The organism is Saccharopolyspora sp. NPDC002578 (assembly GCF_053592695.1).
In genome coordinates, this window is record NZ_JBSFWJ010000043.1 from 34,433 (window position 1) to 55,657 (window position 21,225).

Below are 21,225 nucleotides of genomic sequence, written 5' to 3' on the forward strand. Positions count from 1 at the left end.
CCGATGTGCGCCACGTCCCGCCGAACCCTCCGCGCCCGGACGGCAGCGCTCCGGCCCTCTCCCGCGAACGGCGTACGCCCACTCGAACGAGTGACGGTAGGAGCGCGCGTGCCGGGTAGTCCGGAATCGATGCGCATACCGGCACGTGCGCGTCCGCCCGGCGCGTCCGCGCGCCGGAACCCGTCACCGGCGGAGGTGTTTCCCATGAAGGCAGTGGTCTACCGAGAGCCGTTCGCGGTCGCCGTCGACGAAGTCGACCGTCCGAGCATCCAACATCCCAACGACGTCATCGTGCGCGTCACCTCGACCGCGATCTGCGGTTCCGACCTGCACATGTACGAAGGACGCACCGCCGCCGAACCCGGCATCGTGTTCGGGCACGAGAACCTCGGGATCATCGACGAGGTCGGCGCCGGCGTCGTCGGCCTCAACCGCGGCGACCGCGTGGTGATGCCGTTCAACGTCGCCTGCGGGTTCTGCATGAACTGCATGGCGGGCGACACGGCGTTCTGCCTCACCGTCAACCCCGGCTTCGCGGGCGGCGCCTACGGCTACGTGGCGATGGGGCCCTACACCGGCGGGCAGGCCGAGTACCTGCGGGTGCCGTTCGCCGACTTCAACTGCCTGGTGCTGCCACCGGACTCCAGCAAGGAGACCGACTACGTGCTGCTGGCCGACATCTTCCCCACCGGCTACCACGGCTGCGAACTCGCCCAGGTGTCCCCGGGCGAGACCTGCGTGGTCTACGGAGCGGGCCCCGTCGGGCTGATGGCCGCGTACTCGGCGCTGCTGCGCGGCGCGTCCCGCGTGTTCTGCGTCGACCGCATCCCGGAGCGGCTGGCGAAGGCCGAGCAGATCGGCGCCGTCCCGATCGACTTCAGCGCGGGCGACCCGGTCGAGCAGATCAAGGACCGCACCGAAGGGGTCGGCACCGACAAGGGCATCGACGCCGTCGGCTACCAGGCGCAGACCGGCGACGCGTCCGGCGAGGAACCGGCCGTGGTGCTCAACTCGCTGATCCACACCGTGCGGGCCACCGGGAGGCTCGGCGTGCCGGGCCTGTACGTGCCCGCCGACCCCGGCGGACCGGACGCGAACGCCAAGCAGGGCATGCTGCTGGTGGCGATCGGGAAGATGTTCGAGAAGGGGCAGGTCATCGGCACCGGGCAGTGCAACGTGAAGCGCTACAACCGGCAGCTGCGCGACATGATCACGGCGGGCCGGGCCGCGCCGAGCTTCGTGGTCTCCCACGAGCTGTCGCTGTCCGAGGCCCCCGACGCCTACACCAAGTTCGACCAGCGAATAGAGGGCTACACCAAGGTCGTCCTGCACCCGTGAGCGCACGCCTTGTCCGCGAGCTTGTCCTGCGTAGCGGGTCCGGTAGCGGAACCTCAGCGTTCTTCTCGCTGCGGGGTCTTTTTCCCAAGTGGCTCCGCCACGAGGGAAAAAGCCGTCCTCGCGAGAAGGCCGCTGAGAACCCGCCGGTGGTCGGCCTGCTCAAGCCGGTCACTGCTCAGCGGCTCCGCCGCTGACAAGACAAGACGGAACCCGAAGCTCGCACACCCCAAGACAGGCGGTCGGTGGTCGCGCGCTCGGCGACCCGCTGCGCAGGCCCAAGATCCGAACGATCACCCGGGCGAAGGCATCGAGGGTGGGCCGGTGCTGACTTAGACTGCGCGCATGGTCGAACCACTGCCGACGTCGTCGTCGGGTGAGCAGCGCGCGGGCTCGTTGCCGCCTGAGCTCGCCGAGGCCACCAGGGATGAGAGCTCGCTGCGGCGGTTCCTGCACGGCCTGCCCGGAGTGGACCAGGTGGGGCTGGAGCAGCGGGCCGCGGGCCTGGCCACCCGCAGCATCAAGAAGGACGCGAAGACCTGGGCGATCGACGCGGCGATCGGCATGGTCGACCTGACCACGCTGGAAGGCGCCGACACCGAGGGCAAGGTCCGCGCGCTGGCGGCGAAGGCGCGCCGGCCCGACGCCGACCACCCGGACGTGCCTGCGGTCGCCGCGGTGTGCGTCTACCCGGACCTGGCGGCGACGGCCGTCGAGGCGCTGGCCGGGTCCGGCGTGGGCGTCGCGTCCGTCGCGACCGCGTTCCCCTCCGGGCGGTCCTCGCGGCAGGTGAAGCTGCACGAGGTGGAGCTCGCGGTCGCCGCGGGTGCGTCCGACGTGGACATGGTGATCGACCGGGGCGCGTTCCTGTCCGGCCGCTACGGGCAGGTCTTCGAGGAGATCCAGGCGGTGAAGGCGGCGTGCGGCTCCGCGCACCTGAAGGTCATCCTGGAGACCGGCGAGCTCGCCACCTGCGACAACGTCCGGCGGGCGTCGTGGCTGGCGCTGCTGGCCGGGGGCGACTTCATCAAGACCTCCACCGGCAAGGTCTCTCCCGCTGCGACGTTGCCGGTGACGACGCTGATGCTGCAGGCCGTGCGGGAGTGGCGGGACCGCACCGGGCAGCTGCGCGGTGTGAAACCGGCCGGCGGCATCCGGACCACGAAGGACGCGATGCGCTACCTCGCCGCGGTGCACGAGGTGGCCGGGCCGGAGTGGCTGACCCCGGAACTGTTCCGCTTCGGCGCGTCGAGCCTGCTGGGGGATCTGCTGATGCAACGACGAACGCAACGCACCGGCCACTACTCGGCCGCGCACTACGTGGCGGTGGACGCATGAGCTTCTGGGAGTATGCGCCCGCGCCGGAATCGGCGTCCGTGGCGAACCTGCGCGACCGGTACCGGATGTTCGTCGACGGCGAGTTCGTCGACGGCGCGGGCGATCCGCTCACGACGATCAACCCGGCTACCGGCGAACCGCTCGCCGAAGTCGCCACCGCCGCACAGTCCGATGTGGACACCGCGGTCCGGGCGGCGCGACGCGCCTTCGAGCGGACCTGGGGGCCGATGCCCGGCTCCGAACGCGCGAAGTACCTGTTCCGCATCGCCCGGCTCATCCAGGAACGCGGCCGGGAACTGGCCGTGCTGGAGACGCTGGACAACGGCAAGCCCATCAAGGAGGCCCGCGACACCGACATCCCCACCGCCGCGGCGCACTTCTTCCACCACGCGGGTTGGGCCGACAAGCTCGGCTACGCCGGGTACGGCCCCGATCCGCGACCGCTGGGCGTGGCCGCCGGGATCATCCCGTGGAACTTCCCGCTGCTGATGCTGGCGTGGAAGATCGCTCCGGCGCTGGCCTGCGGCAACACGGTCGTGCTCAAGCCCGCCGAGACCACGCCGCTGACGGCGCTGGTGTTCGGCGAGCTGTGCCAGGAGGCCGGGCTGCCCCCGGGCGTGGTGAACATCCTGCCCGGCGCCGGTGACGTGGGCTCCCGGCTCGTCGCGCACCAGGACGTGGACAAGGTCGCGTTCACCGGTTCCACCGCGGTGGGCAAGGAGATCCAGCGCACCCTCGCCGGTACCGGCAGGAAGCTCACTCTGGAGCTCGGCGGCAAGGCCGCGAACATCGTGTTCGACGACGCGCCGCTGGACCAGGCGGTCGAGGGCGTCGTCAACGGCATCTTCTTCAACCAGGGCCAGGTGTGCTGCGCCGGATCCCGGCTGCTGGTGCAGGAATCCGTCGCCGACGAACTGCTCGGCAAGCTGCGCGCCCGGATGGAGACGTTGCGGGTGGGCGATCCGCTGGACAAGAACACCGATGTCGGCGCCATCAACTCCGCGGAGCAGCTCGCCCGCATCACCGAGCTCGTCGCGGCCGGGGAGGCCGAGGGCGCGTCGCGCTGGAGCAGCTCGTGCCCGCTGCCGGAACGGGGATTCTTCTTCTCCCCCACCGTGTTCGAGCAGGTGCAGCAGTCCATGCGCATCGCTCGGGAGGAGATCTTCGGCCCGGTGCTGTCGGTGCTGACCTTCCGCACCCCGGGCGAGGCGATCAGCAAGGCCGACAACACCCCGTACGGCCTGTCCGCGGGCGTCTGGACGGAGAAGGGCTCCCGCATCCTGTGGGCCGCGCAGCAGCTGCGCGCCGGCGTGGTGTGGGCCAACACGTTCAACCGGTTCGACCCGACCGCGCCGTTCGGCGGCTACCGGGAATCCGGGTTCGGCCGCGAAGGCGGTCGCGCAGGTCTGGAGGCATACCTTGACGTCTGAGCAGCACGAGACCGGCCGGGTCGCGGTGGCCAAGACCTGCAAGCTCTACGTCGGCGGGAAGTTCCCCCGCTCCGAGTCGGGCCGGGTGTACCCGGTGCGCGCTGCCGACGGCGCGCTGCTGGCGAACGCGGCGCTGGCCTCCCGCAAGGACGTGCGGGACGCGGTCGCCGCCGCGCGCGGTGCGTTCCCCGGCTGGTCCGGCGCCACGGCCTACAACCGCGGGCAGGTGCTGTTCCGCATCGCCGAGGTGATGGAGGGCCGCCGCGCCCAGTTCGGCGCGGACGTTGCCGCCGCGGAGGGCCTCGGTGCGGGCGAGGCCGCGGCGGTGGTGGACGCCGCGATCGACCGGGTGGTGTGGTTCGCGGGCTGGACGGACAAGATCACCGGAGTGCTGGGCGCGGCGAATCCCGTTGCGGGGCCGTACTTCTCGTTCAGCGTGCCCGAGCCGACCGGCGTCGTCGGCGTGCTCGCCCCGCAGGACTCCTCGCTGCTGGGCCTGGTCAGCGTGCTCGCCCCGGTGCTGGCGGCGGGCAACACCGCCGTCGTCGTGACGAGCGCCGAGCGCCCGCTGCCCGCGATCACGCTGTCCGAGGTGCTCGCGACGTCCGACGTGCCGGGCGGCGTGGCGAACCTGCTCACGGGCACGGTCGCGGAACTCGCGCCGCGGCTGGCGTCACACGCCGACGTCAACGCCCTCGACCTCACCGGAGCCCCCGCCGACCTGCGCCCGGAACTGGAACGGGCCGCGGCGGGCACCGTCACGCGCGTGCTCCGCACCGGCCGCGCCGAACCGGACTGGACCGCCGCCCCCGGCCTGGAACGCCTTCGCGCCTTCACCGAGCTCAAAACCGTCTGGCACCCGGTGGGCACCTGACCGCTCGCCGTCGCGCGGCGGCGAAGCGCGGTACTCGCCCGGTGCGGCGTTCGGGCGAGCGCGGCCTGATCAGCACCTCGCGGGCCGCAGCCCGTGCGGCCCGCGAGCCGGGTGCCGCGCTCAGGCCGGAGGGACGACCCGGCCGCGCCGGATCGCGGCGAGCAGCAGCAGGACCGCGCCCGCGAGCAGCACCGCGCCGAGGGTGATCGCCGCCCATCCCGGCAGCTCGAACAGCACCGGCGCCTCGCCGAGCAACCGGTCCACCACGTTCGTCCCCGCGATGGCGAGCAGGCCCGCGACCACCGCACCGGCCAGGTACCAGCGCCTGCCGCGCAGCGCGGTCGCCGAGCGGAACGCCGCGCCGACGGCCACCACGATCAGCAGCAGCATCCACACCGCTCCGACCGCGTCGGCGAGCACGAACGGCACCGGCCCGCGGAAGCCGTCGATGAAGAACTCCAGCCCGAACAAGGTCAGCGCGGCGGTGCCGAGCGCGCCGGCGAGCACGGCGGGCCGGGACAGCTTCGCGGGGTCGCCGTCGAGCTGCGCGGCGACGTGGGCGGCGTACTCGCGCGGGGTGCCGAAGGCCTCGACCGGGTCTTCACCGGATTCGGCGAGGTGCGTGTCCACCTCGGCGAGCACGTCCCCGACACGAGCTCCGGAGATCTCGTGCATCCGCAACGCGATCAGCAGTTCGTCCCGGTACTTCTCGGTCTCGATCGTCATCGCCCCGTCCCCCGTTCGATCACCGAGCTCGCGTTCTTCGCGAACTCCGTCCACTTAGGTCCCTGTTCGGCGAGCACCGCGCGCCCCTGTTCGGTGAGGGCGAAGAACTTGCGGCCGGGGCCGCTCTCCCCCGCCCGCCACTCGGTGCTCAACAGCCCGTCGGCGGCCAGCCGGTTGAGCAGCGGGTACAGCGTTCCCGCTTTCATGTCCGGCAGGCCGGCGTCGGCAAGTCGTTGCAGCAGCAGGTATCCGTAGCCCTCACCGCTCTCGGCGAGCAGCGCCAGGACCGCCAGGTCGAGGACGCCGCGCAGCCATTGGGTCTGCCGCGCGTCGGGCTTCTTCTCAGGCACAACACGAAGGTAGCACCTACTAGTTGGTGACACAAACTAGTAGGTCGACAGCGGGGACGTTCGGACAAAGAGAACCGCCCACCCGGGGCGATCCGAGTGGGCGGCGATTCGAAGAGCTGTCCGCACCGGCGACACCCCGCGCCCCCGACCGGAGCGCGGACCACCGGCGGCGTCAGCGGATCTGCCAGTCCAGCCTGCCGTCTTCGGTGACCGTCGGGTGGCTGTGCCCGGCGGAGGCTCCTTCGGTCAACGACCGGTGCACGTCGGTGAGCATCGCCGAGATGCTGCGCCACTCCGGGCGCTGCACCTGCCCGGCCTCCTGCTCCCACTCCAGCACGCACCCGCGCAGCGGTCCCGGCCGCAGGTCCACCACCAGTTCGTCGGCGAACCCGTCCCCGGCGATGGGAATCCACGCCGGGTGGTAGCTCGACCCCGGCGCGCCCGCGTAGTAGTCGCACGCGGGCCGTTCCCATTGCGCCGCCCAGGTCTTGCGGTGCCCGCTCCACACTTCCCACGCGCGCTGCGCGCTGTAGGGCGTGTAGAACGGCGGCAGCACATCGGCGAGGACGTCACCGTCGGTGCCGCCGCAGCTGGTCCACCACTCCCTCAGCTCCTCCGGCAACCGGATCTCGAATTCCGTTTCCAGCTCGGCGAAATCCGGCGGCGGGGAAGGCGGAAGCAGGGCCGCTGCGGTCACCGGCGCGTGCTCACCCAACCAAAGCACGATTCTCGTCCACAGCTCCGTGACATCCATTCGAACCATGATCGACGGGGCGACCGGACGCCGGTACCGCCAACCGTGACCGCGCGCCGCTGCTCACCTCGGACGACCGCTCGAACCCATTCGGTTGCGACGGCTCTCGACAAGGTCGATACGGTAGGCAGCCCGACCGGACGGCAGGCGTGCGTCGGGCAACCCGTAGGCTTCGCGGACGTCTGGTTCGGCGACCGGAGGTAGGAAGATGGCGCAGGACATCGTCCCCATCGAACTGGGGCTTCCGCAAGGTGACGTGGTCACCCTGTGGGCACCGCGATGGCGTGAGGACGGCGAGGACTGGGAGGCCTTCCTCGGCCACGAGGAGGACCTCTACGCGTTCCCCGACGCCGCGAGGCTCGCCGCGTTCGTGCGCACCGCGCACGAGCACGACCTCGACGATCACCCCGCCTGGCACGTGGTGCCCGCTCTGTCCGCGGTCGAGCTGAACCCGGACGAGGACCACCAGTTCGACCTGGTTGGCGTGCCCGAGCTGGTGGCCGACACCCCGGACGTCTGGGCGATCAACGAGCTGCACGACATCGTGGAGATCGCGCGCTCGCTGGCCGACGTGTGCGAGCTGGACACGGTGCACGAGGTGCTCGACGCCGCGGACGGCTTCAGCCTGCTCGACCAGGGCACGCTGGTGTTCACCGGCAAGGACGGCCAGAAGCGCTGGTCCGAGCTGTGCGCCGTGGTCGCCGAGCGCTGGGACGAGCTGCTCGACGCGCTCGACTCCGTCGTGAGCACCCCCGAGGTGCCCGCGGACGCCGTGGCCACCGCGGAGACCGAGCTCGCCGAGGCCCTGGAGCACGACGAGGCCGAGCAGACCGACTCCGAATCCGATGTGGACCCGGTGGACGAGGACTCCGAGCCCGGCTTCTGGGGTGAGATCGGCATCGACCCGATCCGGATCATCACCGGCCAGGGCGAGTTCTACTCGCTGCGCTGCTACCTCGACGACGACCCGGTGTTCCTCGGTTCCGACGGGCGCATCGACGTGTTCGGCTCGCCCCGCGCGCTCGCCCGGTTCCTCGCCGAGGGCGAGGCGCTGGAGGACAACGACCTGGCGCGGGTCGCGACCTGGCCGCAGGTGACGCAGCGGGCGACCGGCGGTGAGGTGGAGATCGAGGTCGACCCGGACAACAGCTACGTGCTCACCGGGCTGGACGACGACCTCGCCGCCGGCCCGTCCGAAGTGGACCCGAACCAGCTGGACCTGGCCGAGGAACTGCTGCTGGACGCGGCGACCTGGGCCGACGACAAGACCGTGGACGAGGCGTTGCAGCCCTCGGAGCGGCTCGGCTGGCTGGTGTCGTTCGTGCTGCGCCCGAACCCGAACCGGCTGCCCCCGAGCCCGCCGTTCGACACCGAGGTGGAGGTCTGGCGCGAGCTCGTCGCCCAGTTCGAGGACCAGCGCCTGCGCAAGCACTGACCTCACGACGCGCGAACGGGCCGCCCGATCAGATCGGGCGGCCCGTTGCTCGTTCGTGCCCCGAGATCACCCCATCAGGGTGGCGTACCCGGGCTTGATCGCGTCGTTGATGATCGCCAGACGGTCGTCGAAGCCCAGGAACGACGACTTCATCGCGTTCACCGTGAACCACTGCATGTCCGCCCAGCCGTAGCCGAACGTCTCGTGCAGCGCGGCGAATTCGCTGGACATCGTGCAGTGGCTCATCAGGCGGTTGTCGGTGTTGACCGTGACGCGGAACCGCAACCGGCTCAGCAGCCCGATCGGGTGCTCGGCGAGCGAGGCCGCGGCCCCGGTCTGCAGGTTCGACGACGGGCACATCTCCAGCGGGATGCGCCGGTCCCGCACGTAGGACGCGAGCCTGCCCAGGTGCACCTCCCCGTCCTCGTCGACCTTGATGTCGTCGACGATCCGCACGCCGTGCCCGAGCCGTTCCGCGCCGCAGTGCTGGATGGCCTCCCAGATGGAGGGCAGCCCGAAGGCCTCACCGGCGTGCACGGTGAAGTGCGCGTTGCGCTGGCGCAGGTACTCGAAGGCGTCGAGGTTCCGAGTGGGCGGGAATCCGGCCTCCGGGCCCGCGATGTCGAAGCCCACCACCTCGGCGTCGCGATAGCGCACGGCCAGTTCCGCGATTTCCGCGGAACGCGCGTTCTGCCGCATCGCGCAGAGAAGTGTTCCGATCCGGATAAGTTTCCCTTGCGATTCCGCACGCCGTTCCCCTTCGCGGAATCCCTCCTGCACGGATTCCACGATCTCCGGCAGGCTCAGCCCGCCTTCCTGGAACAACTCCGGCGCGTAGCGGACCTCGGCGTAGACCACCCCATCGGCCGCCAGGTCCTCGACACATTCGGCGGACACCCGGCGCAGCGCATCGGCGGTCTGCATCACCGCCACGGTGTGCGCGAACGTTTCCAGGTACCGCTCCAGCGATCCGGAATCCGCCGCTTCTCGAAACCACGAACCGAGGGTTTCCGCGTCCTGGTGCGGCAACCCCTCGTATCCGGCGTCAGCGGCCAGGTCGATCACGGTCTGCGGGCGGAGGCCACCGTCGAGGTGGTCGTGCAGCAGGACCTTGGGGGCCAATCGGATCGTGTCCAAGCTCACCGGTGTTGACATGGCACTACGTTACAACCCGGCCACGACGGCTCCGCGCGGGCGGCGAGGGCCGAAAAACCACCCGAATGCACGTCGCCACAGAAGTCACCCGGATAGCCTAAGCGCAACCCCAGCGCCCTATTGACATACAAGAACGCTGGGCTGAACGGCCTAGTGCCCGGCCATCATTCAGAGTGACGCTTCACGGTGCGCTAACTCAATGTATCCGGGGGTGGCTGGGAACGCGGGAAACGACTAGCTACGCTCCATTGGTCCTCCCCTGCCCCTCGACGAAGGACGTCCGAGCCGTGAACGAGAACATGTCCTTCGACCGCATGCGGAACATGCTCACGCGTGCGGCCGAAATCCGCGAGAGCGAGCAGCAGCAGATTTTCGACGCACTCGACGAGATCCACGCCCGGATGTCCCCGCTCGAATCGCTGGGTTCCGTCCGCAAGCGGTTGTCCGAACTCCCCGACCGCACCGAACTCGGCGTGCTGACCGAGCGGGTCGACGAAGCCCTCTCCAAGATCGACGCCCAGGACGGGGTCATCGGTGACGTCAAGCTGGCCGTGGACGGCCTGTTCGACAAGCTCGCCAAGCCCTTCGCCCAGCTCGACGGCCGCCTCGACGGCGTCTCCGGACGCTTCGACGGCGTCGCCGGCCGGATGGACGGGTTGGAGGACAAGCTCGCGCACATCCACAAGCGGCTCGACGAGCTCGGCGGCCACCTCGACAAGCAGGACACCCGGCTGGAAGCCATCCCGGGTTCGGTGACCGGCCAGGTCCGCGAGCGCATCGACGGCCTGGAGACCAGCCTGCGCGGCCGGTTCGCCGAGATCGACGAGGGCGTGCACGAGCACCTCGACGGCACCCGCGAATCCCTGCAGCGCGCGGTCACCGAGACCGGCAGCGGCGTGCAGGGCGCGCTCACCGAAGCCGTCACCGGCAGCCGCGACCAGCTGCAGACCGGTCTCGACGCGCTCGCCGAGCGCCCCGCGGTCGACCCGACCGAGAAGCTCGACAAGCTGGCCGAGCGCCTGGAGCAGCTCACCGAGCGGCTCGACCGCGTCTCCGGCCGGTTGGACAACGTCGAGGACAACGTGCACACCCGCATCGAGGCGGTCGAGCAGGGCGTCAGCACCCGGCTCGACACCGTCGAAGAGGGCGTCAAGTCCGGGCTCGGCGAGCTCGGCGGCACGCTGGCGCAGAACCTGTCGCAGATCAGCGGCACGCTCGCGTCGCGGCCGGACTCCGACGCGGTGGACACGATGGTCCGCCAGGCCAACGAGGAGACCGAGCGGCGCCACGCCGGTCAGCTCGACGAGGCCATGGCCACGTTCGCCGAGCTGATCCTCGGCGGCAGCGGCCCGTCCAGCCCGCCGCCGCCCACCACGCTGCCCCGCCAGCAGCGCGGGCGCGGTCGCTCGAAGAGCGCCAAGCGCGACGGCGACGCCAAGGCGCTGGGTTCGGACGACTCCTCCGACGAGGGTTACGCCGCCGAGAGCGCCTGACCCCGCAGCACCGACCAGGGCCGCGGTTCCCACCGGGAACCGCGGCCCTGTCGCACGTCCGGCACCGGATCTTTCGAAGTGAACGGACCGTTCGCCCAATCTGATCGGACGAACGGTCCGTTCACTCCACCCCGGAGCACCGACGACGGTTTGAGTGAGCGGACCGTTCGCCCGATCTCGTTGGACGAACGGGCCGTTCACTCACCTCGACGTCGTCGGTGGCGGGGCGGCGCGTGTGGTGCTGTTGCGGTGAGCGGACCGTCCGCCCGATCTCGTTGGACGAACGGGCCGTTCACTCACCTCGCTTCGCGGGTCAGGGGCGGATCGTGTCGAGGATCAGCGGGGTGACGGCGGGAGCCTCGGCGGTGACGGCGACGGCTTCGGCGAGCGCTTCGCGGGCGGCGGGGAGCTTCTCGGGGGTGTCGGTGTGGAGTTCGAGCAGCGGGGCGCCCTCGGTGACCCGCTCCCCCGGTTTCGCCAGGCAGCGGATGCCCGCGGCGTGCTGCACGGCGTCCTCCTTGCGCGCCCGGCCCGCTCCCAGCCGCCAGGCGGCCAGCCCCACGGCATAGGCATCCAAAGTGGACAGAACACCGGTCGCCGGAGCCGCGAAGGTCTCCACGTGCGCGGCGGTGGGCAGCTCCGCGTCCGGGTCGCCGCCCTGGGCGCCGATCATCGCGCGCCAGGAGTCGTAGGCCTTGCCCGAGGCCAGCACCTCCGCCGGATCCACGTCGGACAGGCCCGCGTGCGCCAGCATCTCCCGCGCCAGCGCCAGCGTCAGCTCCACGACGTCCGCCGGGCCGCCGCCCCGCAGCACCTCGACGGACTCCGCCACCTCCAGCGCGTTGCCCACGGCTGATCCCAGCGGCACCGACATGTCGGTGAGCAGCGCGCTGGTGCGGACGCCGTGCGCGGCGCCGATCGAGACGAGCTCGTCGGCCAGCGCCCGCGCCTGTTCCAGGTCCTTCATGAACGCGCCGGACCCGCACTTCACGTCGAGCACCAGGGATTCGGCGCCCTCCGCGATCTTCTTGCTCATGATGGAGCTGGCGATCAGCGGGATGGACTCGACGGTGCCGGTGACGTCGCGCAGCGCGTAGAGCTTGCGGTCGGCGGGCGCGATGCCCTCGGTGGCCGCGCACACCACGGCGCCGATCTCGGCGAGCTGGGCCCGGATCTCGGGCGCCGAGAGCCGGGCGCGCCAGCCGGGGACGGACTCCAGCTTGTCCAGCGTGCCGCCGGTGTGCCCGAGCCCCCGGCCGGACAGCTGCGGCACCGCCGCGCCGCAGGCCGCGACCAGCGGGGTCAACGGCAAGGTGATCTTGTCCCCGACACCGCCGGTGGAGTGCTTGTCCACTGTGGACCGCGGGACGCCGCTGAGGTCGAGCCGTTCCCCGGAGCCGATCATCGCGGCGGTCCAGCGGGCGATCTCGGCGCGATCCATGCCGCGCAGCAGGATCGCCATCGCCAGGGCGGCCATCTGCTCGTCGGCCACCGCGCCGCGCGTGTAGGCGTCGACCACCCAGTCGATCTGCTCGTCGTCGAGCCGGTCGCCGTCCCGCTTCGCGCGGATCACGTCGATCACCGAGTGCGCCATCAGCCAGATCCCCTCACCGCGCCCGGTCCTGCGCCGGGTGCTGGCCTGATGAGATCACCTCGCCCCCGGACTTGTCGCCCGCGTCGAGAACCCGCCGCGCGGGCGTCAGAGCTCGAAGGCGTCCGGCAGGACCTCCCGCATCGGGATGATGCCGCGCGGGGTGTCCACCAGGCAGTCCGGACCGCCGAGCTCGTAGAGCAGCTGGCGGCACCGCCCGCACGGCATGAGCAGCTCGCCCTGCCCGCTGCGGCAGGCCACGGCGACGAACCGGCCGCCGCCGGTGAGCCGCAGCTGCCCGGCCATCGTGCACTCGGCGCACAGCGTCACCCCGTAGGACCCGTTCTCGACGTTGCAGCCGACGACGAGCCGCCCGTCGTCGCAGACCGCCGCCGAGCCCACTTGGAGCTTCGAATAGGGGCAGTACGCCTTCGCCGCGGCCTCCACGGCCGCCGCGCGCAGCGCCTCCCAGTTGATCGTCTCCATGTCCACTCCTGATCTCGTAGGCTCTCCGGTCGAATGTCGCACTCGCCCCCGCCGCGCGGGGCGGCGACACGGTTCCCGGCGGTATTGGAAGCCGCCTGGAGGCGGACTCCGCGTTTCCCACCGGAATTCGCCGACCCGATACGCGGCGCACGTCCGGTGACATGGCTCTCGAAAACAAGACTTGACGCTGCCGCTCTCGCATTGCGCCGGTGTCACGAGTTGATTTCTACATCGATCCACCAGCCTGGGGCCTTTGTCTGGTCGATCACACAGAGCACAGGCGAGTAGGCCGCAAGGATGGCGCGGGTCTAGCATCCGAGAAGTCCAGGCCCTAGTTCAGGTGGCCGGTGACGGGCGTACGAATGATGACGACTCGGACCGGTCGTCACGTTCCCGAACGGGCCGTCAGTCCACCAGCGACGTTGGAGGCCTTCCACCATGGCCAGCACCACCGCCTCCGCGGCGGAGGCCCCCCAGCGCGAGGGCAACCCTCGTGCCAAGGGATCCCTCTACCGCGGTGATTTGGGCATGTGGTCGTGGGTAGCGCACCGCATCACGGGCGTGCTCACATTCTTCTTCTTGTTCGTGCACGTGTTGGACACCGCTCTCGTGCGGGTATCGCCTGAGGCGTACGACACGGTCATCGAAACCTACAAAAGCCCGATCATGATCCTGTTCGAACTGGGTCTGCTCGCGGCGGTGCTGTTCCACGCGTTCAACGGCATCCGCGTCATGCTGGTCGACTTCTGGGCGAACGGACCGAAATACCAGAAGCCGATGCTCTGGACCGTTCTGGTGTTGTGGCTGGTGCTGATCGTTCCCGCCGCCATCAGCATGCTCACGCGCGCCGTCACGGAACTGTTCGGGGGGCACTGACCCATGACCACCATCGACGCGCCGCTGTCGGTCGACAAGCCGCGGTCCCCGCACCGCCCGGCCGCCCGCCGCAGCAACTTCGAGCTCTACAGCTGGCTGTTCATGCGCCTGTCGGGCGTGCTGCTGCTGTTCCTGGTCCTCGGACACATGCTGATCATGCTGTTCCTGGACGGCGGGGTGCACCGGATCAACTTCGCGTTCGTCGCGGGTCGCTGGGCCTCGCCGTTCTGGCAGTTCTGGGACCTGACGATGCTGTGGCTGGCCGGCCTGCACGGCGGCAACGGGCTGCGCACCGTGATCAACGACTACTCCCGCAAGGACGCCACCCGGTTCTGGCTGAAGATGCTGCTGTACGTCTCGGTCCTGCTCACGGTCGGTCTGGGCACCTTCGTGCTCTTCACCTTCGACCCGAACATCGGCTGACGACACAGCGCAGGCTTCGAGGCCCCGCACTGAGCGGACGGCCTCGCCAGCGGCCCTAGGAGGCGACCATGCAACACCACAAGTACGACGTGGTCATCGTCGGCGCCGGCGGCGCCGGGATGCGCGCGGCGATCGAGTCGGGCCAGCGGGCCCGCACCGCCGTGCTGACGAAGCTCTACCCCACGCGCTCCCACACCGGCGCGGCGCAGGGCGGCATGTGCGCCGCGCTGGCCAACGTCGAAGAGGACAACTGGGAGTGGCACACCTTCGACACCATCAAGGGCGGCGACTACCTCGTCGACCAGGACGCCGCCGAGGTCATGGCCAAGGAGGCCATCGACTCGGTGCTCGACCTGGAGAAGATGGGGCTGCCGTTCAACCGGACGCCCGAAGGCAAGATCGACCAGCGCCGGTTCGGCGGGCACACCCGTGACCACGGCAAGTCCCCGGTCCGCCGGGCCTGCTACGCCGCGGACCGCACCGGCCACATGATCCTGCAGACGCTGTACCAGAACTGCATCAAGCACGGCGTCGAGTTCTTCAACGAGTTCTACGTCCTCGACGTCACCATGAGCGAGGACGAGAACGGCGAGCAGGTCTGCACCGGCGCCGTCGCCTACGAGCTCGCCACCGGCGAGATCCACGTCTTCGAGGCGAAGTCCGTCGTGTTCGCCACCGGCGGTTTCGGCAAGGTCTTCAAGACGACGTCCAACGCGCACACCCTCACCGGTGACGGCATGGGCATCATCTACCGCAAGGGCCTGCCGCTGGAGGACATGGAGTTCTACCAGTTCCACCCGACCGGCCTGGCCGGGCTGGGCATCCTCATCTCGGAGGCGGTCCGCGGCGAGGGCGGCATCCTGCGCAACGCCGACGGCGAGCGGTTCATGGAGCGCTACGCCCCGACGATCAAGGACTTGGCGCCGCGCGACATCGTCGCCCGCTCCATGGCTCTGGAAGTGCTGGAAGGCCGCGGCGCCGGTCCGAACAAGGACTACGTGCTGCTCGACGTCACGCACCTCGGCGCGGACGTGCTGGAGCAGAAGCTGCCGGACATCACCGAGTTCTCCCGCACCTACCTGGGCGTGGAGCCGACCACCGAGCCGGTGCCGGTGTACCCGACCGCGCACTACGCGATGGGCGGCATCCCCACCAACATCGTCGGTGAGGTGCTCAAGGACAACGAGACCACCATTCCCGGCCTGTACGCCGCCGGCGAGTGCGCGTGCGTCTCGGTGCACGGCTCGAACCGCCTGGGCACGAACTCGCTGCTGGACATCAACGTGTTCGGCCGCCGCGCCGGCATCGCCGCCGCGGACTACGCCAACGCCCACGAGCACGTGGAACTCCCGGAGGAGCCCGCGAAGCTCGTCGAAGGCATGGTCGAGCACCTGCGCACCGCGCACGGCGGGGAGCGGGTCGCCACGATCCGCACCGAGCTGCAGGAGACGATGGACGCCAACGCCTCGGTGTACCGCACCGAGGAGACCTTGAAGACGGCGCTGTCGGACGTGCAGGCGCTCAAGGAGCGCTACGGCCGGATCGCGGTGCACGACAAGGGCAAGCGGTTCAACTCGGACCTGCTGGAGGCCATCGAGCTCGGCTTCCTGCTGGACCTCGCGGAATCGCTGGTGAACGCCGCGCTGGCGCGCAAGGAGTCCCGCGGCGGGCACGCCCGCGAGGACTACACCGCGCGCGACGACACGAACTTCATGCGCCACAGCATGTCGTACAAGCAGCTGCCCGACGCCGAGGATCCGAACGCGCCACTGGGACTCACCGGCTTCCAGTCCGACATCCGGTTGGACTACAAGCCCGTCGTCGTGACCCGGTACCAGCCGATGGAGCGTAAGTACTGATGACCGCAACCGTCACGAACACCGAACAGACCACGGACCTGCCTTCGGACGCCCCGCCGATCCCCGAGGGCGCGACCATGGTCACGGTCCGCATCCAGCGGTTCAACCCCGAGGTCGACGAGGACCTGCACTGGGAGTCCTTCCGGATCCCGGCGCTGCCCAGTGACCGCGTGCTGAACCTGCTGCACTACATCAAGTGGTACGTCGACGGCTCGCTGACGTTCCGCCGGTCGTGCGCGCACGGTGTCTGCGGCTCGGACGCGATGCGCATCAACGGCGTCAACCGGCTGGCGTGCAAGGTCCTCATGAAGGACCTGTTCGCCAAGAACGGCGAGACGACGATCAGCGTCGAGCCCATCAAGGGCCTGCCGGTGCACAAGGACCTGCTGGTCGACATGGAGCCGTTCTTCGAGGCGTACCGGGCGATCAAGCCGTACCTGGTCACCTCGGGCAACGAGCCGACCCGCGAGCGCACCCAGTCCGTCGCGGAGCGCGCGCGCTTCGACGACACCACCAAGTGCATCCTGTGCGCGGCGTGCACCACGTCGTGCCCGGTGTACTGGTCGGAGGGCTCCTACTTCGGGCCCGCCGCGATCGTCAACGCGCACCGGTTCATCTTCGACAGCCGCGACGAGGCCGCCGAGGAGCGCTTGGACATCCTCAACGACGTGGACGGCGTGTGGCGCTGCCGCACCACGTTCAACTGCACGGACGCCTGCCCCCGTGGCATCCAGGTCACCAAGGCGATCCAAGAGGTCAAGCGGGCCTTGATGTTCCGCCGCCGCTGACCCCGCGCAGCACTCCCGGAAGCGCCCGCCTCCCCCGGAGGCGGGCGCTTCCGCGTCTCCGGGGCCGGTCAGCGCGGGGCGTCGGTGAAGCGTTCGTGGCCTACGACGGCGAGGAGTTCGAGCTTGGCGTGGCCCTCGGTGCCGGGGGCGGCGGTGAGCACGAGCAGCGCCTGGGACTGGTCCTCGGTGAACAGGATCTGGCAGTCCAGTTCGATCGGGCCGAGTTCGGGGTGCAGCAGGGTCTTGTGGTCGGCGAAGCGCTTCGCGACCTCGTGGCGCTGCCACAGCTCGGCGAACTCCGCGCTCTCCCGCTGCAACGCCCGCACCAGGTCACCGGCGGCGGAGGCGTCGCCCATCATCCCGTAGCCGGCACGCAGGTTCGCGACCTGCGCGCGGCTCTGCCGGTCGCGGTCGGCCTCCGGGTACATCCGGCGCTCGTGCTCCGGGGTGGTGAACCAGCGGTAGACCTCGCTGCGGGACAACCCGGTGTAGCCGGAGCGGTCGCCGAGCAGGGCGACGGCCAGCCGGTTCTGCACCAGCGTCTCCCCCAGCGCGGACAGGATCAGCGCCGGGGTGTCGTCGAGCCGGTCCAGCACCCGCAGCAGCGCGGGCGCCACGTGCGTCGCCGCGACCACCGGCGTGGGGGCGTTGTGCCCGGCCACGCGGAACAGGTAGTCCCGCTCGTCGTCGGTGAGCCGCAACGCCCTGGCCAGCGCGGTGAGCAACTGCGCGCTGGGATGCGGGCCGCGGCGCTGCTCCAGCCGCGTGTAGTAGTCCGTGGACATTCCCGCCAGCGACGCCACCTCCTCGCGCCGCAACCCCGGGGTGCGCCTGCGGGCGCCCGGGGGCAGGCCGACGTCGGCGGGGCGCAGCGCCGCCCGGCGGCGGGACAGGAAGGTGGCGAGCGCGGCGCGGTCCATGTCCCCAGCATGGCCCCGGCGGGCGGCGCCGACCAGGGACCGCGGATCCCCCGATGACCGGTCTCTGCACGGGGCGCCACGGCCCGCTGAGACTCGTGGCATGCACATCAACGGCAACACCGTCTTCATCCCCGGCGCCAGCAGCGGCATCGGCCTCGCCCTCGCGCTGCGCCTCCAGGCCAAGGGCAACACCGTGATCATCGGCGGGCGCCGCGAGGAACTGCTCGATCGGATCGTCGCCGAGAACCCCGGCATCGACGCCGTGCGGATCGACACCCTCGACCCGGCGAGCATCCGCGACGCGGCCGCCGAGGTGCTGGCGCGGTACCCCGAGCTCAACGTGCTCGTCCCGATGGCGGGGATCATGCGCGTCGAGGACTGGCGCAAGCCGGCCGGTTTCCTCGAATCGGCCGAGGACGTCATCGCCACCAACGTGCTCGGCCCGATCCGGCTCATCGCCGAGTTCGTCGAGCACCTGCAGACGCGGCCGGACGCCACGATCCTCACCGTGTCCTCCGGGCTCGCGTTCAGCCCGCTGCGCGCCACACCCAGCTACAACGCGTCGAAGGCCGCGATCCACATGCTCACCGAATCGCTGCGGCTGCAGCTGGCGGGCACCAGCGTGCGGCTGCAGGAGCTCGCGCCGCCCGCCGTGCGCACCGAACTGCTGCCCGGCCACCAGGAGAGCGCGCACGCGATGCCGCTCGACGAGTTCGCCGACGAAGTCGTGTCGCTGCTGGAATCCGAGCCCGAGGCCCGGGAAGTCCTGGTCGAGCGGGTGAAGTTCCTCCGCTACGGGGAGGCGCGCGGCGACTACGACCAGGTGGTGGCCGCGCTCAACGCCGCCGACCCGCACGGCGACTGAGCAACGGACCGGAGGAGAAGACCATGCCGTTCGCGAACCTGAAAGTGCCCGCCGGATCGCTCGACGCCGAGCAGAAGGAACGGCTCGTGCACCGCGTCACCGACCTGTACGCCGAGATCTACGGCGAACGGGCCCGCGCCACCACCCTCGTTCTCGTGGAGGACGTCGCCGACGGCGGTTGGGGGATCGGCGGGGACGTGCTGACGCTCGCCGCGCTGCGCGGCGAACCGCGGGCGGGCTGACCGCGCCGATCAGCCGCGGGTCGCGCGCAACGCCCGCCAGCCGAGCACGCCGATGGCGGTGCCCAGCACCAGCGACACCGCGGCGATCACGAAGTGCACGTAGAGGAACGGCGTGGGCGAGCCCGCCTGCCAGGAGTTCTCGCTGATCCAGATGTTGCGGAAGAAGGTCGGCCACAACAACCAGGACCAGACGCCGAAGGCGAGCAGGAGCAGGGCGGTACGGCGGGAGAGCGTCACGCGACCCAGTATCGTCCCGCCCTGGTCGCGGGCTCGCGCACCCCGGTCGGCAGGTGGGCCAGGTCTCCCGGCGGCCCGCTCGGGCGGTGGCCGGTGGAGCGGCTCGTGATGATCTCCGTGGACCGGGGATCATCGCGCCGCCGCGTTCGCTAGCCTGAGCTCGTGCCCGTGAGAGCTCACCGCCCGGTCGCCCCGGTCCGCACAACTCCCCCGTCTCAGCCGAGGAATCCGGCATTCACGCCGAATGCCTCGGAAGCGGGATCGTTCGCGGATCGGCGCAGATCGCCTTCGGACCACCGGCCGAGCTCGACGGGCCTGCGGCTCGCCGTCGCGGGATGCGCCGCGCTCCTGCTGCTGGGTCCCGTGCCGCTGACCGCGACGGCCGCCCCCGCGCAGGCGCCGGGCGGCGGTTGCCCGAACGCGGCCGCGCCACCGGCTGCCGTGGACACCTCCGAGGTGCCGCCGCCGGGCGTGCCCGCCCCGGAACCGCTGCCGATCCCCGCGGAACCCGTCGGCGGCCCGCGGCTCGCCGAATGCGGCGAGGTCCGGCCGCCCGATGTCCCGCCCGCGCCGATCGACCCGGTCGCCTCCCAGTCCTGGGTGCTCGCCGACCTGGACACCGGGGAGGTCGTGGCGGCGCGCGACCCGCACGCGCGGCACCGCCCCGCTTCCACGATCAAAGTGCTCACCGCGCTGGTGACCATTCGGGAGCTCGACCTGGACGAGCGGATCATCGCCACCCAGGCCGACGCCGACCAGGAGGGCAGCCGGGTCGGGCTCGAACCCGGCGTCGTCTACACCGTGCGGCAGGTGCTGGCCGGGTTGATCATGCAGTCCGGCAACGACGCCGCGCACGCGCTCGCGATGAAGCTCGGCGGTGTCGAGCAGACCGTCGGCAAGATGAACGCGCTCGCCGCCGAGATCGGCGCGCTCGACACCCGCACCGCCACACCGTCCGGTTTGGACGGTCCGGGCATGAGCACCTCCGCCTACGACCTGGCGCTGATCTTCCGGACCGCGATGCGCCACCCCGAGTTCGCGAACGCCGAGGCGACCCGGGAGATCCAGCTGCCCGGCAAACCGGGCGAACCACCGATCCCGGTGGAGAGCGACAACGCCGTGCTGTGGAACTACCCGGGAGCGCTCGGCGGCAAGACCGGCTTCACCGACGACGCGCGGCACACCTTCATCGCCGCCGCCGAACGCGACGGCAGGCGGCTCGTCGCAGTGCTGATGCGCGGCGAGAACAAGCCCGTCAAGCAGTCCCAGCACACGATGCACCTGCTCGACTACGGGTTCTCGCTACCGCGCGACGCCGCGGTGGGCGAGCTGGTGACCGAGCCGTCGCCGACTTCGGAGGCCGAGCAGGAACCGGAACCGCAGGCCGCGGCCGCCGCGGACGAACCGTCGTCCCCCTTGTACGGCACCGTCGGCGGACCGCTGACCCTGCTGGCCGTCGCGGGCATCGTCGTCGCCGGCGCGTTCGCCGTGCTGCGCAGGCGCCGCGCCAAGCTCGCCGCCGCCCGCCGTGCGGCCGACCGCACGACCGACCACCCCTGATCCGCGCGCTGCCCGGCCGAGAGTTGGGTTTCGAAGCGGAAACGGCCCCCCGGCCCGGTTCGGGGCAAGGCCGGGGGACCGCGCGCCCCGTGCGGTGGCCACCGCACGGGGCAGGAGCCGGTGACCGGTTCGGGGTCGCACCGCGAGGGCGGCCCGTAGGTCAACCGGGCTCACCCGCCACCAACTCCTATAAACGAGAATGCCGGGTCTAGCTTCAGAACGAAGCAGTGCGACTACCCGAGTACTACCTAGCCCGTCCGAGTGATCACCGCAGCGCGGCAGCGCCGGGCATTGAACTCGCCGCTCCAGACGAACAGCGTCCTTGATCCTTGTCTTGTCAACGGCGAAGCCGGTGAGCAGCAACCACCCTGCCCACCGGCACCGCAGCGGGTTCTCAGCGTTCTTCTCGCGAGGACAGCTTTTTCCCTCGTGGCGGAGCCACTCGGGAAAAAGATCCCGCAGCGACGGCGACCGGGGCGGGTGGCCGG

21 protein-coding genes are annotated in these 21,225 nt (G+C 70.7%); 13 read left to right on the top strand and 8 right to left on the bottom strand.

Features of this window, described 5'->3' with window-relative positions; genetic code table 11:
- The first annotated feature begins 204 nt into the window (after window positions 1-204).
- From ACWD38_RS20100 to ACWD38_RS20115, 4 genes are all read left to right on the top strand, one after another.
- Window positions 205-1,338, top strand: a complete 1,134-nt coding sequence (locus ACWD38_RS20100; protein WP_184482538.1) for a glutathione-independent formaldehyde dehydrogenase — start codon at window positions 205-207, stop codon at window positions 1,336-1,338.
- Between the two features lie 342 nt (window positions 1,339-1,680).
- Entirely contained in the window at window positions 1,681-2,673 is a 993-nt protein-coding gene (gene deoC, locus ACWD38_RS20105) for a deoxyribose-phosphate aldolase (protein ID WP_450124667.1), read from the top strand.
- Window positions 2,670-4,103, top strand: coding sequence for an aldehyde dehydrogenase family protein (locus tag ACWD38_RS20110; RefSeq protein WP_184482543.1), 1,434 nt, complete (start codon window positions 2,670-2,672; stop codon window positions 4,101-4,103). Before deoC ends, ACWD38_RS20110 begins: the two co-directional genes overlap by 4 nt.
- The gene (locus ACWD38_RS20115) at window positions 4,093-4,977 is read left to right on the top strand and encodes an aldehyde dehydrogenase family protein (RefSeq protein ID WP_450124668.1); all 885 of its coding nucleotides are present in this window, start codon (window positions 4,093-4,095) and stop codon (window positions 4,975-4,977) included. Before ACWD38_RS20110 ends, ACWD38_RS20115 begins: the two co-directional genes overlap by 11 nt.
- 120 nt (window positions 4,978-5,097) lie before the next feature.
- On the opposite strand, the gene ACWD38_RS20120 is transcribed toward ACWD38_RS20115, so the two are convergent.
- The 3 genes from ACWD38_RS20120 to ACWD38_RS20130 all read right to left on the bottom strand — a co-directional run bounded on the left by ACWD38_RS20120 (window position 5,098) and on the right by ACWD38_RS20130 (window position 6,750).
- The gene (locus tag ACWD38_RS20120) at window positions 5,098-5,703 is read right to left on the bottom strand and encodes a hypothetical protein (RefSeq protein WP_184482546.1); all 606 of its coding nucleotides are present in this window, start codon (window positions 5,701-5,703) and stop codon (window positions 5,098-5,100) included.
- Window positions 5,700-6,053 (bottom strand): helix-turn-helix transcriptional regulator, encoded by a 354-nt coding sequence (locus tag ACWD38_RS20125; protein ID WP_184482549.1) that lies wholly within the window; start codon window positions 6,051-6,053, stop codon window positions 5,700-5,702. The genes ACWD38_RS20120 and ACWD38_RS20125 overlap by 4 nt, the downstream gene beginning before the upstream one ends.
- A gap of 172 nt (window positions 6,054-6,225) precedes the next feature.
- Entirely contained in the window at window positions 6,226-6,750 is a 525-nt protein-coding gene (locus tag ACWD38_RS20130) for an SMI1/KNR4 family protein (RefSeq protein WP_450124669.1), read from the bottom strand.
- A gap of 265 nt (window positions 6,751-7,015) precedes the next feature.
- Here ACWD38_RS20130 and ACWD38_RS20135 point away from each other — a divergent pair, with 265 nt between their 5' ends.
- Window positions 7,016-8,242: a primosomal protein gene (locus ACWD38_RS20135; protein WP_450124670.1), complete on the top strand. Its 1,227-nt coding sequence runs from the start codon at window positions 7,016-7,018 to the stop codon at window positions 8,240-8,242.
- Window positions 8,243-8,308: 66 nt separating this feature from the next.
- Here the strand turns inward: ACWD38_RS20135 and ACWD38_RS20140 are convergent, their stop codons facing one another.
- Window positions 8,309-9,397, bottom strand: coding sequence for an adenosine deaminase (locus ACWD38_RS20140; protein WP_184482595.1), 1,089 nt, complete (start codon window positions 9,395-9,397; stop codon window positions 8,309-8,311).
- A 287-nt stretch (window positions 9,398-9,684) separates the two neighbouring features.
- Between ACWD38_RS20140 and ACWD38_RS20145 the strand changes: the two genes are divergently transcribed.
- The gene (locus tag ACWD38_RS20145) at window positions 9,685-10,890 is read left to right on the top strand and encodes a hypothetical protein (RefSeq protein WP_184482597.1); all 1,206 of its coding nucleotides are present in this window, start codon (window positions 9,685-9,687) and stop codon (window positions 10,888-10,890) included.
- Window positions 10,891-11,203: 313 nt separating this feature from the next.
- Here ACWD38_RS20145 and ACWD38_RS20150 read toward each other — a convergent pair whose 3' ends face one another.
- Together ACWD38_RS20150 and ACWD38_RS20155 are read right to left on the bottom strand one after the other, a co-directional pair.
- Window positions 11,204-12,484 carry a thymidine phosphorylase gene (locus ACWD38_RS20150; RefSeq protein WP_450124671.1) on the bottom strand — a complete coding sequence of 427 codons (1,281 nt, stop codon included), beginning with the start codon at window positions 12,482-12,484 and terminating at the stop codon, window positions 11,204-11,206.
- A gap of 105 nt (window positions 12,485-12,589) precedes the next feature.
- Window positions 12,590-12,967, bottom strand: coding sequence for a cytidine deaminase (locus ACWD38_RS20155; protein ID WP_184482600.1), 378 nt, complete (start codon window positions 12,965-12,967; stop codon window positions 12,590-12,592).
- 438 nt (window positions 12,968-13,405) lie between these two features.
- Between ACWD38_RS20155 and sdhC the strand changes: the two genes are divergently transcribed.
- The 4 genes from sdhC to ACWD38_RS20175 all read left to right on the top strand — a co-directional run bounded on the left by sdhC (window position 13,406) and on the right by ACWD38_RS20175 (window position 16,913).
- Window positions 13,406-13,843, top strand: coding sequence for a succinate dehydrogenase, cytochrome b556 subunit (gene sdhC, locus ACWD38_RS20160; RefSeq protein WP_184482603.1), 438 nt, complete (start codon window positions 13,406-13,408; stop codon window positions 13,841-13,843).
- Window positions 13,844-13,846: 3 nt separating this feature from the next.
- Window positions 13,847-14,266, top strand: a complete 420-nt coding sequence (locus tag ACWD38_RS20165; protein ID WP_184482606.1) for a succinate dehydrogenase hydrophobic membrane anchor subunit — start codon at window positions 13,847-13,849, stop codon at window positions 14,264-14,266.
- Between the two features lie 68 nt (window positions 14,267-14,334).
- Window positions 14,335-16,125, top strand: coding sequence for a succinate dehydrogenase flavoprotein subunit (sdhA, locus tag ACWD38_RS20170; RefSeq protein ID WP_184482609.1), 1,791 nt, complete (start codon window positions 14,335-14,337; stop codon window positions 16,123-16,125).
- Window positions 16,125-16,913, top strand: coding sequence for a succinate dehydrogenase iron-sulfur subunit (locus ACWD38_RS20175; RefSeq protein WP_184482612.1), 789 nt, complete (start codon window positions 16,125-16,127; stop codon window positions 16,911-16,913). Before sdhA ends, ACWD38_RS20175 begins: the two co-directional genes overlap by 1 nt.
- Before the next feature lie 68 nt (window positions 16,914-16,981).
- Here ACWD38_RS20175 and ACWD38_RS20180 read toward each other — a convergent pair whose 3' ends face one another.
- Window positions 16,982-17,833 (bottom strand): helix-turn-helix transcriptional regulator, encoded by an 852-nt coding sequence (locus tag ACWD38_RS20180; RefSeq protein ID WP_450124672.1) that lies wholly within the window; start codon window positions 17,831-17,833, stop codon window positions 16,982-16,984.
- Window positions 17,834-17,933: 100 nt separating this feature from the next.
- Here ACWD38_RS20180 and ACWD38_RS20185 point away from each other — a divergent pair, with 100 nt between their 5' ends.
- Together ACWD38_RS20185 and ACWD38_RS20190 are read left to right on the top strand one after the other, a co-directional pair.
- A complete protein-coding gene (locus ACWD38_RS20185; protein ID WP_450124673.1) occupies window positions 17,934-18,698 on the top strand; it encodes an SDR family oxidoreductase in 765 nt (254 codons plus the stop codon).
- A gap of 23 nt (window positions 18,699-18,721) precedes the next feature.
- Window positions 18,722-18,940, top strand: a complete 219-nt coding sequence (locus ACWD38_RS20190) for a tautomerase family protein (protein WP_184482621.1) — start codon at window positions 18,722-18,724, stop codon at window positions 18,938-18,940.
- A gap of 9 nt (window positions 18,941-18,949) precedes the next feature.
- Here ACWD38_RS20190 and ACWD38_RS20195 read toward each other — a convergent pair whose 3' ends face one another.
- Window positions 18,950-19,177, bottom strand: a complete 228-nt coding sequence (locus ACWD38_RS20195; RefSeq protein ID WP_184482623.1) for an SCO4848 family membrane protein — start codon at window positions 19,175-19,177, stop codon at window positions 18,950-18,952.
- Between the two features lie 363 nt (window positions 19,178-19,540).
- Here ACWD38_RS20195 and ACWD38_RS20200 point away from each other — a divergent pair, with 363 nt between their 5' ends.
- Window positions 19,541-20,737 (top strand): D-alanyl-D-alanine carboxypeptidase family protein, encoded by a 1,197-nt coding sequence (locus tag ACWD38_RS20200; RefSeq protein ID WP_343071586.1) that lies wholly within the window; start codon window positions 19,541-19,543, stop codon window positions 20,735-20,737.
- Window positions 20,738-21,225: the final 488 nt, after the last annotated feature.